Genomic DNA, 13447 nt, shown 5'->3' with positions numbered 1-13447 from the left:
TGCAGTCAAGACCTGGCACCATTACCAAGCTGCGATAGAACCATCCGCACGAGGTTCCGTAGCCCCGACTAACGTTCCATCCGATGTTCTCAAGATCATTTGCCCACGGCCAAATTCGTTTGAGTCTAGTGCGGCCCCCATATGATGGCCCATACGTGCCAGTGCCTGGGCTTCGGCTATAGGAAAGCCTGGTTCCACAGAAACATTCATATCTCCCACCCACTGCCACCGCGGAGCATCGATCGCTTCCTGAGGGTTCATTGCAAAGTCCACCATATTCATAATCACCTGCACATGCCCCTGAGGCTGCATATATCCTCCCATTACTCCGAATGGCCCCACTGGCTCGCCATCTTTCGTTATAAAGCCAGGAATAATCGTATGGTAAGGACGTTTCCCAGGCGCTAGAACGTTAGGGTGATTAGGGTCAAGAGAGAATCCTTTTGCCCTATTATTCAAAGCTATGCCGGTTTTTGGTATTACGATAGCTGAACCAAACCCTGCGTAATTGCTCTGTATAAAAGACACCATATTCCCCTCACTGTCAGCAGCACTCAGATAAACTGTGCCGCTTGCCTCTGGTTCCCCCGCTTTAGGCAAGCAGGCTCTTTCTTTGATGCATGCCCGCCGGACATCACCATAATTATCAGAAAGCATTTCAGCCACGGGCACTTGGCTAAAGCGCTGGTCCGCCACATATCGATGGGCATCGGCAAATGCCAGCTTGATCGCTTCTATCTGTGCATGGAAGGTTTCGGCATTGCGAAAGGTGAAATTGAATCCCTTTAACATGTTGAGAGCCATAAGTACAATAATCCCCTGCCCATTTGGAGGAATCTCCCATATATCGTACCCTTTGTAATTTACGCTTATGGGGTCCACCCACTCAGGATTGTGCTGTTCAAAATCTTCCTGACTGTAAAACCCACCCGTTCTGTTGGAAAAAGCTATGATCTTTTCTGCTATCTCTCCGGCATAAAAAGACTCTGCATTCGTTTTCGCTATAAGCTCAAGTGTATAGGCCTGATCAAGACATCGCCACAATTCTCCAGCTCTGGGGGAACGGCCTTCCGGACAAAAGGTATTAAACCAGACTTCGAATTCCCGACCCTTCAAAATACGGCTGTACTTTTCAAAGGCCAAGCGCCAGTTATGAGCCACAGTCACCCCCACTGCATGGCCGTCACGAGCATAAGAAATGGCTGGCGCAAGGGTTTCTGTAAGAGGCAGATTTCCCATTGTTTCGGCCAGGACAGCCCACGTTTTAGGAGCCGCGGGAACCGTTGCCGATGGCCACCCCTGTTCAGGAACCTTCTCCCATCCTCTGCCCCGAAATTTGTCAAGATCGAAAGACAGAGGAGCCCGTCCACTGCCATTAATCCCATGCAGTTTCCCATCTTTCCATATAATGGCGAAATTATCGCTGCCAAGACCATTGCTTGTGGGTTCCACTACAGTCAAAGCTGCCGCTGCAGCAATTGCGGCATCTATGGCATTCCCACCTTTTTTTAATATTTCAAGTCCCGCCTGAGCCGCTAAAGGATGAGACGTAGCCACCATTCCCTTAGAACCATAGACAACATTTCTTCGTGAAGGGTATTGATAACGATAGGGGTCGAAATTCATAGAGCATCACCTCTATTTCATTATGGTGTCAGGTCTTAAATTGTGCAATAGCAGGGCTACGTCGCTGATGAATACATCATTAAGGGAAACTACTTAAACTCTAATGATACCTTGCATTTTCCCCAAAAAACTCTTGACCCTACTTTTAAGAGGCTCTAAATTGTAAGAATAAATCCATCCGGCAATCACAGCGGTAATAGGGGCAATCAAAACCAAGCCAATACTTCCCGCCACAGTTCTCAATATTTCTGCCGCAACCATTCTATAATTTATAATCCGTACGAAATCTGTATCTTGACTTGCAAACAACATAAGCAGCGTTAGATATCCACCAGAGTAAGCCAGTAATAAAGTAGTTGTCATAGTTCCGATAACAGCACGCCCCACATTAAATCCTGACTGAATGAGTTCTCGGCACATTATTTCAGGTTTCTTGCTCTTTACTTCCGCCATGGCAGAAGCAATATCCATACCTATATCCATAGCTGCTCCAGAAGCACCTATTACAATAGCAGCAAAGAAAATCTGTTTCATATTCAGTCCAATATTTCCGCTAAATAAAAGTGTGGAAGAATAAGGGAGAGTTGTTCCGAGCAACCCAAGTTTGTCGCCAAAAAAAGCTGTAATTCCAATAGTGACAAATAATCCTGCCACTGTTCCCAAGAAAGCAGACAAACCCTTTCGCGTAAACCCTGCAACAGAAAAAATAACAATGGCCGACAGCACAAACAAAATGCCACTCGACAAAAGCAGCGGATTTTCTCCAGCCAAAAGCCCCGGAATAAGATTTTTCCATATAACCCATAAACTAGCTATAAAAGAAAAAATTGCCCTTAACCCTGTATTCCCAGCATAAATAATGAGCAAAAGAACAAAAAAACCAAAAAGAATAAACTCCCAGCTCTGCCTGTAGAGATCAACAGCTTTTGCGTCAACAACTTTTCCATGGTCTTCCCTTAACGCAGCAACTACTGTATCTCCCGGGGCGTAAAAGGCATCTATATCCAAGTTTCCCAGCAAATTGTTATACCCAACAACCTCTTGTCCCTTAAACTTTCCATCAACAACCTTCAAAAGCAATTCCTGGCTCCCTATTCTTGCTATTCCAGACTGCATTACATCGCTGTTATCTGTACTTAGAACCACTGCCCGAACAAAGTTGCTATTTCTGTTGTTTTCATATGCCCAAAACCCCACAAGAGCAAGAAATAAAATGCCCCAAAGTAATGAAGCTTTTATTTTCTTCATTATCTATACACTCCATTCTACTATTAATGAAAACATAGCCGGGGACAAGCCTCGGCTATGTTTTCAAAACCCAATATTTTAATAATTAATGACTTTAGACAAACTGGTTGGATGGGTAAATGCCACTTCAGTAGGTTTGAACTCCAAAATGGAGAATAAGGTTCTTGCTACTTCTGTATTATCTTTAAATCCGCCAAGAGCCTCAGCGCCAACTCCAATGGCTGAAAGGGGCACCGTTGTCCCAGAGTGGGCATAAGTGGTCCAGAACATATTTGCCCGCTCAGACATAATGTGAGTTACTGTAATAGCCGCGGGGTCGTACCCTGCATACGTTGCAATTGCATCTTTCTGAGAGCCGTCTATGAGATCCATTGCCTGTTCAATTTTTATTTTCTCATCAAGGGATAAGTTATCTAAACCAAGGTTGGTAGCAATAAAATCAAAGAACTTCTTCCTGTCTTTATCATATTTCCCCACACCCTCATTTAACACATCCGCCGTCGTGACCTTTGCCTTAAAAAGCTGATCCATTTTCAAAAAATAATTATCACCAAACCCAAGCCCAAAACCGCCTGTTTCATGATCTGCTACAACAACTATCAACGTTTCATCGGGATATTTTTGGTAAAAAGAGTACGCTTCGTCTAGTGCCTTATCGAATGCTAACGTGTCGTGGATAGACCCCGCCGGATCATGGGCGTGACAGGCATGGTCTATTCTGCCGCCCTCTACCATTAGAAAGAAACCTTCTTTATATTTTTCTAACACTTCAATTCCTTTCGCCGTTAGTTCCGCCAAACTTGGAGTGTGATCATTCTCTCTATCAAGCTCATAGGGAAGATGGCTGTACGTGAAGGCCGCAAAGACTTTTTTCTGCCCACTTGGCTTATAGTTTCTAAATTTTTGAGTATCTTTTTCTGTCAGGAAAACATGATACCCTTGGCCTTTAAACTTTTCCGCAATGTTAAGGTCATCTTTTCTCTTTGATTTCCCGCCATCCCAGTTCTGGGGAACAAAATGGCGATATCCTCCGCCAGCAAAAAAATCCACTCCGCTATCAAGATAGTCAAGGGCTATTTCATTTTCAGCATCACGATTTGAGTTATGGGAAGCAAAAACAGCAGGAGTCGCATGAGTTATTCGCGTTGTTGTTACAAGACCTGTTCCCATCCCCTTCTCTTCCGCTGCCTCCACCAAACTTTTTACATTCGTGCCATCTGGAAGCTGAGCAATAATGCCATTATTCGTCTTATATCCCGCCGCTAATGCTGTCCCGGCCGCTGCAGAATCTGTTACCAAGGAATCTGCGGAATAGGTGGTGTTGATACCTGCCACTGGGAACTGATTCATCCTAAGTTTTATATCTTTTACTCCGGTTTCAGCCCTCAAATAATATTCTGCCGCCTGGCGCTGTGCTGCGCCCATTCCATCACCAATAAAATAAAAAACATAGCGCGGAGCGTGGGCACTTGCACTATTCACTCCCCCAATTAGCCCTAAAAACAAAGCCAAAGCAATAACTGCCAGTTTACGAGAAAAAAACTTACGCAACATAATACCCCCTCAATGTAGATATTCTTTGCTTAATACCTTACAGGAAAGGAGTTTACGTATTGTTACAACTTTGTAAACAAAGTGTAAAAAATCCGGGCCTACAAAAAGGGGCAAGAGAAAAACCCCCTGCCCCTCTTCCGCTTATATTCGGTTTTAAATCTATTTCCTCTCACCGTCACTGCATACATTTAATACAACTTGCACAAATTCAAGACCTGGCACCATTAATGGTTCATGGAGAGCACCAAGTTGACCATTTGAAGGAAATTATCATTCATCTCTTTTGTTACATCTTCTCCCTTTTTAACTTTTTCCCTCATGGTATAAATAAATTTTCTCCATTCATCATTGACCCCGGCCTCGTAGAACTCACTATATTTAAAGCTCCCTCTCTGAGTCTCGTAAACCGTTCCATCAACAAGAGCTTTAGGTGTAGCGCTTGCCCCCATCAGGAAAGGAATAGAATAACCATATGCTGGCAATGTTACAAAAATAGTTGTCAAAGTTTCTGGGTTTTCAGGGTCAATCAAAATTGTGGCGCTGGACTGTGCGCGGGCAAAATTCCACAAGGCAGAGTGTTTTGAAACCTTGGGAGAATTAACTAGTTCTATTGTTATCTCACCATGGTGAGATACAAGAGCATCTTCCGGAGAGCCATAATCATTTCTCCTGGAAACGGTGAAATATATACCCTCATATTCATCCCCGGCATTTAAAAGGGGCGGGTTTTCTCTTTCTTCGATAATCTTATAGCAATTATCCGCTATTTGAAGAATCTTCCCTTTTGCATCGACAAACAAATAATTTGTTCCTAACTTTCCGCTGGCAATGTATCCCTTTTCAGCAAAAGAATGGAGAACTTCTTTTGCTTCGTCGACATTTTTACAGTGTTCAGCAATATAACGGGGGACATAATGATTCATAAACCCATCATATTTAGGTGGATCAACGTAGGGCAGCTCTCCCTCGTAAGGCCCAACATAACATTCCTTATGCTGCCATTGGGCTGGAACATCTGCGCCTCCTGCGAGGCCTTTCTCGTTGACAAAAAAGGATACGCCTGTGTCTGCTGTGCCCATTTCTCCGAAAAACTTATAGGGTTTTTTATCACCCGAGGGCACCTCTGTTATCTTTTTAAGATAGGCAGATTGAAGATCCACCGCGGTTTCCCTCGTTTTATGGAAGATGATCTGCCCATCCTTTGTTGCTGGAGGAGCAACTGCAAACGAGGTACATCCCACACCTTCGTAAAGAAGGGCTAAATCACGATATCTTCCAAAAGTGAAAGCGATGTAAAGTTCCCGGTCTATTCCAACCGTATCAGCAATAGCGTTAAGCTCGTCGATCCAATAAGAACAATTAATTTTTTTGGAAAGGTCTATTGAAAGCTTTGCGAATCTCCTTAACGCATCTTCTTTACCCTCAGCTCGTGATATAAATGTATTGTATGCCTTTAAAATAGAATCGCGGTTGACTTCTCCCCACATTGTCCCCACTTCAACTGCTGATCCTTGCAAAAACATAACTTCTTCTGAAGGGGCTGCAGCAAAAGCAGAAGTACTTAAAAGAACCGTTATAGCCATTATTAACACTATTAAACGTTTCATTTTAATGCCTCCTTTTAATAAAAAAGAAGGAGGTGTTTCTCTCCTTCTTTTTTTCAATCATGGAGCGACCCCACTATATTCTTACCTCAACCTATGGTATACATTTAACACAACTTGCACAAATTCAAGACCTGGCACCATTTTTTATTCGATGAATTTGGGGAGATACTGTTTTTCCAGGTCGCGGAACTGTTCGAAACCTACAAGGTCTTTAAACTCTGAGAATGCCGCAACGAGGTCTGTTCTGCCCTCAGCGAGCTTGCCTCCCTGTATCTCATTGAGGTAATTGACCATGCCTTTCACAGCCGCAAAGAGAGGGCCAACAGGAATGCTTATTCTTCCCACGCCTAGTTCTTTAAGCTTTTCGATGGGAACGAGAGGTGTTTTCCCCCCAACAACGGCATCCATGAGATTGATGCTCACTGGCGCTTTGATCTCTTTCACAGCCTGTTCTATCTGGTCTATTGACCGTGGAGCCTCTACGAAGATCAGGTCTGCTCCAGCCTCGGCATATGCGTTTCCTCGTTTTATAGCCTCTTCTATTCCGTGAACCGCAATGGCGTCGGTGCGGGCATTGATGACAAAATCAGGATCAATTTCATCCTTCACAGCCTTGCATGCCTTGATTTTCATGACCATTTCCTCTATAGGAATGATCTGCTTCCCCTCGAGATGGCCGCACCGTTTAGGGAACACCTGGTCTTCGATATTCATTCCAGCGGCGCCTGCCTTGATGAATTCCCTCGTGACATGCATGGCATTAATGCTATTTCCATATCCAGTATCAGCATCGGCCATGACGGGAATTCCAACAGAGTCTATTATATTTTTTGTAAAGTGGACGACATCACTGAATCCGATGAAGGCCATATCCGGCAATCCCAAATAGGTAGCCGACAACCCAAACCCGCTGACCTGAAGGGCTTCAAAACCCGCTCTTTCAATAAGCTTGGCAGAAATCGCATCGTGAGCTCCCGGGCACACTAGGGCCCGCCGTTCAAGGATCATATTTTTAAGCTTCGTTGTTTTTTTCAACACGTACCCCTCCATTGAGACTAGAACGTTCTTGTTTTAAGATATATTTGTTCCATACAAAGGCTATAACCACGCCGACCATACCCGCAGCGGAAAGCTTAACATCAGGAAAAAGCAACAATATGCCGCTCACAAAAAAGAGAACTCTGCTCAGTATAGCCATTACACCTTTGCCGAAGCCAAAAAAACCGTACGCAATAGCAATAGCCCCGACAAAGCCTGTTAACCCATGGCTCAGAATAGCACCTGCAGAACCTCTCCCCACCAGAGAGGGATTGAGAGCGAAGAAATAGGGCAGAATAAAGGCCACAGCCCCGAGCTTCACCGCATTCAGGCCAGTTTTAACCCAGTTCCCCTTCGAAATGCTTGCCGCCGCCACTGCTGCCGTGCAGGTAGGAGGTGTAACCCCTCCAAGAATGGCCCAATAGATAAAGAAAAGATGGGCAGCAACCTGGTCAATTCCTATTTTCATCAAAGGCGGCACAAGGATGGAAACAGAAAGAACGTACGTAGGGACAACAGGAAGAGAGGTTCCCAAAAGGAAGGGAACTATAGTGGCCACAAGAAGAGCGATAAAAATATTGGAACCGCCATATTTCAAGATCAGTCCGCTTATTTTAGGGGCGATCCCCGTGATCCCTATGAGGTTTACAAGCACACTCACCGAGATAAGGATAGGGGCAATTCGCGCCACATCTGCCCCGGCTTCGCTTAAGGCGTCAAGAACCTTACGGGGAGTTTCTTTGATTTTTTTCTTCAGCAAATCACTTAAAACCAACACGACAATGGAAGAAACACTGGCATAAAAACCCGCCTTCAGCAAAGGCTGCCCCGTTCCAATGAGATAAAGAAGAACAACAGTGGGAATAACAAGGCCCGCCATCCGTTCAAAGGTTAATATATCCTTCCATTTTGGAATTTCATCTTCTGGAACTGCAGAAAGCCCTCTTCGTTTTGTCTGAAAATGGACGCCGCTAAACACACCTGTGTAAAACAATATACAAGGCAGCAAGGCATATCCGATGATGTTCATATAGGAAATATTTAAGAATTCCGCCATCATGAAAGCAGTGATACTCATGATGGGGGGCGTAATTCCGCCCCCGGTCGAGGCAATGGCTTCCACAGCTCCGGCAAATTCTGGTTTATACCCAAGACGTTTCATGAGAGGTATGGTGTAGCTTCCCGTCACCATCACATTGGCTACAGAACTTCCAGAGATGCTGCCAAAAAGAGCGCTTGAAATAACAGCTGCTTTGGCAGGGCCTCCAACAAAACGGCCTGTCAGAGCCAGGGCCAGATCTATAAAGGTCTTGCCCCCGCCCGTAGCAGACAGAAGAGACCCAAATATGATGAACATGGCAATAAAGGTTGCCGACATTCCTGTCACACTGCCAAACAATCCAAGGGGAGAATAATACACGGAATTCATAATAAAATTAAAAGATAAACCCCGAATTTTCCAGAGCCCCCCTAAATAGGGCGCCACATAGATATAGACAAAAAGCATTGCGACGAGTATGGGTATGGCCGCTCCAACGGTGCGACGAGCCGCCTCTAATACAATGATCAGAAGAGCAGTTCCCAGAAGCAAATCCAGCGATGTGGCTCCTCCAGGCTTCATGTAAATATCAAGGGCCTTTACCACAACATTAAAACAGGCGAGAACAATGACAGCAATCAGAAAAACATCCCATATGAAAGAACGCTCATGTTCTTGACCTTCCCTTTGACGAAATGGGAAACAGAGCAAAGCTATAGATACGCCCAGGGTCACATGAAGAGCTCGCACCTGAATGTCGAGCAAATTCTGAAAAAACATGGGTACAATCAGCTGGGTTAGAGAAAAGACGATACCGCTCCAGAATAAAAAGTGATTCATATGTTTATTTAAAAAATTTCGCACATTCACCCTTTCTTCCCCCCTCTATTAACTCATGCGCTGCCGACGAGGGTGCGGGAAACAGCGAGGCGTTTAAACCTTCTGTTTCCCGCTCTCATAAAGTCTATTTCTTGTATTCTGGTGGAAGGAAAAACTCTGGAACCTCTATGCCCTTTTCTTTGGCGTAACGAATAAGACCTGGGTGGGCAGGAACAAAGGCATCTTCTGTTGCGAATTTAAAGTAGTCTGCAACAGGATCCCATCCCTTGACGGCCCCGTAGGCCGCTGCAACTTCTTCAAACCCTTCCACATAGGCTTTAACGATGTTATAAGCCACTTCTTCTGACATTCTGGTGCTGGCTACCGCTCCAGCGATAGGGCACTCTTCCCAAATTGGGCCCACATCTGGAAGCTGGGATATAGAGCCTTTTTGAGTTTCAAGGAAGCTCATGCTAGGTATCTTTTCCCGTATTTTCTCAATGTCATCCTTGGAATAGCCAATAACCGTAAGGGGCGTTGTAATATTCACTTCTATGAGGGACGCATCCATAGAAGTTAACCCGCTTGACTTCTGAAGACCAACAATACGGCCTTCCTTAAGGGCATTGACGGCATCCCCATAGGCCATGGGCATAAGGTTGATATTGGCCCCTGTAATGTCGTTGTACTCCATAACGTAAGAAGCTGAAGCAGAGCCGGGAATGCCCGGGCAGAACCGTTTTCCAGCAAGATCTTTAAAGGTGGTAACTTTGGCATCTTCCCTAACATAGAGACGGTCGGCAAATACGTTTCTCAAAAATAGCCAGCGAACATCTTGGTAGGGTTTTTCCCCTTCAAAAGCCCCTGTTCCCTCATAGAGCTGAAGGGTAGACGGCAAGTCGATGCACATAGCAAAGTCAAAAACACCATCGCGAACTTTCTTCAGGTTATCAATACCGGCTCCACTTTCAACAACAGTCACATTAAGCCCAACATTCGCTTTGTTGACCACGTTGGCGGCGGCTACGCACCATGCATAGACACCGGAAGAAGAGGACGTACTGCCCATATTCAAACTCGTTTGGCCATAGCCTGCTCCTGCAACGACGAAAGAGAAGAGCACTAGCAGACACCCAAGAAGCAACATCTTTCTACTTTTCTGCATTGTGTTTCCCCCTTTTTTCCCTTTTAAAAAACATCTCTGTTCCGTGGAAAACCACGGAAAAGCCTCAAGCACCCAAGCTTTTTCAGCCTTCCTGCACTGTGCTTCGTCTTTTGCCTTCCTTATAAGCGTCCCTCCTTCTTCTTCATGGTAGCATAATCATCAATAGCGGCCGTGCCATCAGCGACGGCCCGATATGTCAAAAGACTTATGCTGTTTTAAGTAAGGGGTTAACCCCCCCGCGGAAAGAATTCGGATCATTACATCAGGAAGCGGTTCCATAGGTATTATCTGGTTTGTAGTGAGATTGAAGATTCTTTGAGTAGAGAGATCAATGCGCAATTGATCGAGGTCATGGATATCGTCGGTATTACATACTATAACAGGAACCCCAAGATTTATGGCGTTTCTAAAGAATATGCGTGCAAAGGATTTCGCTAAAACAGCCCCTACTCCGGCATATTTCAATGCTACAGGCGCCTGCTCTCTTGAGGAACCGCACCCGAAATTTCGACCGGCCACAACAAAATCCCCAGGCTGTATCTTCTTGCTGAACCCGGGTGAAATGTCTTCGAAAAGGTGTTCCACCCAAACGGTATGATCAAGGGTTTTGGTGTATTTACCGGCGATGATGTAGTCGGTATTTATATTGTCGCCAAAGATATGGGCCCGTCCCTGAATCATCGTACATCCCCCATTTCAAGAAACTCTCGGGGATCAGTAATGCATCCCTTTAAGGCCGAAGCAGCACAGGTTACAGGTGAAGCCAGATAGACAGAGGCTTTATTGTTCCCCATCCGCCCCTTGAAGTTCCTATTGGCCGTAGAAAGCACCGTTTCGCCATCTCCAGGCACTCCTAAATGGGTTCCGGGACAGGGACCGCAGCCTGGAGGGATAAGAGTAGCTCCCGATTTAAGGAATGTTTCCACAAGACCTTCTTTAACCGCCTCGAGAAAGATTTGCCGCGATGCCGGCCCTATGATCAGGCGACAGTTGGGGTTCACCCTTCCCTTTCGCAAAATAGCCGCAGCTGCCCGTAAATCTTCAAGTCTTCCATTGGTGCATGTTCCGATAAATACCTGCTGAACCGCTCTCCCCGCCACATCCTCCACTGGATGAACGTTGTCAACGGCGTGGGGACAGGCGACTTGCGGCCCAATGGCATTAACGTCTATTTCCATCACATTGTGGTAAACAGCGTCTGCATCGTCAAAAACAGGGGTGTAGCTTTTATGGGTTCTGCCAGTCAGATAGGCGGACGTTTTTTCGTCACACTCCATAATTCCGGCTTTCGCCCCGCACTCAATGGCCATATTGCACATGGTCATACGATCACAGATCTCCATATCGGCAATAGTTTTTCCTGTAAAGCTGATGGCCAGGTAATCGGCCCCATCAAATCCCAGTCTGCCAATGGTGTAGAGCATTACGTCTTTCGCGGTCACTCCTTTGCCCATGGCTCCACTGTAAACTATCTTCAGCGTCTCCGGCACCTTCAGCCAAAGCTGTCCTGTGAGCATCACTCCGCTCATGTCAGTGGAACCAATTCCAAAAGAGAGAGCGTTCATGGCTCCATAGGTACAGGTGTGTGAATCGCATCCCAGCACGATCTCTGAGGGAACCACGAGTCCCTTTTCCACAAGAAGCTGGTGGCAAACCCCTTCCCCAACCTCGAAAAGACGCACATTCTGTTCCTTGGCGAAGTCCCGCATGAGGGAGTGAAGGCGGCTCGCCTGCTCATTAGGGCAGGGAACGGCGTGATCAAGCACAAACACCAGACGGGAAGCATCCCAAATGTGAGGTTCCCCATATTCGCGGAAAGCCTGAATCGCCAGGGAAGCCGTGCTGTCGTGGGCCATGGCAAGATCTACATTGACCACAGCAATATCTCCGGCCCGCACATCCTGACCACAGTGAGATGATATTATTTTTTCAACAATGGTCTTCCCCCGCCCCATACTTACGCCTCTTTTCTAAGAAGATTTGTCAGAACTTTCACGTTATCAAGATCTTCAAGATGCATCACAGCGTCAACAATCTTCTTCCGCCGGTCTGCGCAATCAAAGACCTTCCCCGCCAGAGAATCGAATTTCCAAAGAAGCTCTTCTTCTGTAAAGGGATTCAGCGGGTGTCCCTTGGGATATTCTGTTCTCAGATTGAAGACACGGCCGTCGTTGAGTTCGATCTGGACCTTCACTGTATAACGAAGGTTTCTTGGCAGATTCTCAATTTCTTCGTCGGGATATACCTCGACTTTTTTGGCGTACTCGAGAATCCTCTGATCGCGGATCTTTTCTTCGTTAAACTGATCCACAAAGGCGTTTCCTTCAAGCATGGTCACGGCGCATACGTAGGGGTGGCTCAGCTGGGCCGCTACAACACTGGTAATGGCGTCAGCGTTCACCGAATATTTATGTGTAATGGAAGTGGTTCCAACCCTGATCTTTTTCACGTCGTCGGGATTGATCTCAGGGTGCTCCTGTTTGAATCTCCGCAGCGTATCGATGGTGGAATGTTTGCTTCGGCAAGTGGAGTAGAACTTCAGGCCTATGCCAAGGAGTTCCCACCGCTCTCCCAGTTCTCCAGCTGTGCGCTCTACGTTATAGATATCGTCTGTAAAGCAGTTGTAGAACCCGCCGAATTTATTCTCAAAAACATCCTCGATGCCGGTAAAGCCTTCTTTAGCCAGCAGACATCCAATAATGGCCCCTTCAGAAGACTTGGAGGGAACTATTCGCTTGGCCATGGAAGCGAACTGTACAGCCTGCAATCCGCTCGACCAGTTTCCGGTAATGCCCATGGCGTGGATCATCTGATCTTTGCTCAGCCCCAGCATCTTCCCCACCCCTGCGGCAGAACCGAAGGGGCAGCACGTACCCGTATTGTTAAAGCCCTGATGGGCCAGCTCCATACCAATGGGAGCCGCTACCCGGCAGGCCACTTCAAAGGCCAGAACCGCGGCGGTGAGAAAATCTTTTCCCGAAACAGTGCCAAGGGTTTCGGCAAAGGCTGTAATGCAGCCAAGAACACCTGTGGAGACGTGGATGATGCCGTCGGTGTGGGTATCATCAAGCTCAAAGGAATTGATGGCAGAACCGTTGAGCATCATGGCCGATGTAACCGATGTCTTAACATTCGTACCCCAAACAGAGGCTTCCTGCCTGTCAGACATTTTCAAAAGTACGTCTTTATAGATCTTCATCCATGGAGTGGTGGAACCAAAGAGACCGCATCCATAGGAATCCAGCAGAATGTTCTTCAAATGGGTTGTGACCTCAACGGGGATATCTTCATATTTGAGCTGTGCGATAAATTGAGAAAGACCTTCATTAATTCTGTCTGCCATCTTGCTTC

General features: G+C 46.2%; 10 protein-coding genes. All 10 read right to left on the bottom strand.

The features are described 5' to 3' along the window. Nucleotides 1-21: 21 nt before the first annotated feature. The 10 genes from BUC50_RS06055 to BUC50_RS06010 all read right to left on the bottom strand — a co-directional run bounded on the left by BUC50_RS06055 (nt 22) and on the right by BUC50_RS06010 (nt 13439). Nucleotides 22-1626, bottom strand: a complete 1605-nt coding sequence (locus BUC50_RS06055) for a gamma-glutamyltransferase family protein (protein ID WP_286677241.1) — start codon at nt 1624-1626, stop codon at nt 22-24. 93 nt (nt 1627-1719) lie between these two features. After that, nucleotides 1720-2874: a YibE/F family protein gene (locus BUC50_RS06050; RefSeq protein ID WP_013049075.1), complete on the bottom strand. Its 1155-nt coding sequence runs from the start codon at nt 2872-2874 to the stop codon at nt 1720-1722. 78 nt (nt 2875-2952) lie between these two features. Further along, nucleotides 2953-4428: an alkaline phosphatase gene (locus BUC50_RS06045; RefSeq protein WP_286677240.1), complete on the bottom strand. Its 1476-nt coding sequence runs from the start codon at nt 4426-4428 to the stop codon at nt 2953-2955. A gap of 224 nt (nt 4429-4652) precedes the next feature. Next, nucleotides 4653-6035 (bottom strand): carcinine hydrolase/isopenicillin-N N-acyltransferase family protein, encoded by a 1383-nt coding sequence (locus BUC50_RS06040; RefSeq protein ID WP_013049077.1) that lies wholly within the window; start codon nt 6033-6035, stop codon nt 4653-4655. Between the two features lie 144 nt (nt 6036-6179). Further along, a complete protein-coding gene (locus BUC50_RS06035) occupies nt 6180-7073 on the bottom strand; it encodes an isocitrate lyase/PEP mutase family protein (protein WP_013049078.1) in 894 nt (297 codons plus the stop codon). Beyond that, nucleotides 7048-8952, bottom strand: coding sequence for a TRAP transporter permease (locus BUC50_RS06030; RefSeq protein WP_148211419.1), 1905 nt, complete (start codon nt 8950-8952; stop codon nt 7048-7050). Before BUC50_RS06030 ends, BUC50_RS06035 begins: the two co-directional genes overlap by 26 nt. Before the next feature lie 124 nt (nt 8953-9076). Further along, nucleotides 9077-10096, bottom strand: coding sequence for a TAXI family TRAP transporter solute-binding subunit (locus BUC50_RS06025; RefSeq protein WP_013049080.1), 1020 nt, complete (start codon nt 10094-10096; stop codon nt 9077-9079). A 177-nt stretch (nt 10097-10273) separates the two neighbouring features. Then, nucleotides 10274-10777: a 3-isopropylmalate dehydratase small subunit gene (locus tag BUC50_RS06020; RefSeq protein ID WP_013049081.1), complete on the bottom strand. Its 504-nt coding sequence runs from the start codon at nt 10775-10777 to the stop codon at nt 10274-10276. Continuing rightward, entirely contained in the window at nt 10774-12051 is a 1278-nt protein-coding gene (locus tag BUC50_RS06015; RefSeq protein WP_013049082.1) for a 3-isopropylmalate dehydratase large subunit, read from the bottom strand. Before BUC50_RS06015 ends, BUC50_RS06020 begins: the two co-directional genes overlap by 4 nt. A gap of 2 nt (nt 12052-12053) precedes the next feature. After that, entirely contained in the window at nt 12054-13439 is a 1386-nt protein-coding gene (locus BUC50_RS06010) for an MmgE/PrpD family protein (RefSeq protein WP_286677239.1), read from the bottom strand. Nucleotides 13440-13447 lie beyond the last annotated feature (8 nt).

This window comes from Aminobacterium sp. EBM-42 (genome assembly GCF_001896635.1).
Classification (GTDB): Bacteria; Synergistota; Synergistia; order Synergistales; family Aminobacteriaceae; genus Aminobacterium; species Aminobacterium colombiense.
Note: the sequence above shows the minus strand (reverse complement) of the source record. Positions and strands in the feature narration are given on the sequence as shown.

Coding starts and splice junctions, on each gene's coding strand:
- BUC50_RS06040 (WP_013049077.1), bottom strand. CDS start 6,035: ATGAAACGTTTAATAGTGTTAATAATGGCTATAACGGTTCTTTTAAGT.
- BUC50_RS06025 (WP_013049080.1), bottom strand. CDS start 10,096: ATGCAGAAAAGTAGAAAGATGTTGCTTCTTGGGTGTCTGCTAGTGCTC.
- BUC50_RS06050 (WP_013049075.1), bottom strand. CDS start 2,874: ATGAAGAAAATAAAAGCTTCATTACTTTGGGGCATTTTATTTCTTGCT.
- BUC50_RS06010 (WP_286677239.1), bottom strand. CDS start 13,439: ATGGCAGACAGAATTAATGAAGGTCTTTCTCAATTTATCGCACAGCTC.
- BUC50_RS06045 (WP_286677240.1), bottom strand. CDS start 4,428: ATGTTGCGTAAGTTTTTTTCTCGTAAACTGGCAGTTATTGCTTTGGCT.
- BUC50_RS06020 (WP_013049081.1), bottom strand. CDS start 10,777: ATGATTCAGGGACGGGCCCATATCTTTGGCGACAATATAAATACCGAC.
- BUC50_RS06030 (WP_148211419.1), bottom strand. CDS start 8,952: ATGAATCACTTTTTATTCTGGAGCGGTATCGTCTTTTCTCTAACCCAG.
- BUC50_RS06015 (WP_013049082.1), bottom strand. CDS start 12,051: ATGGGGCGGGGGAAGACCATTGTTGAAAAAATAATATCATCTCACTGT.
- BUC50_RS06055 (WP_286677241.1), bottom strand. CDS start 1,626: ATGAATTTCGACCCCTATCGTTATCAATACCCTTCACGAAGAAATGTT.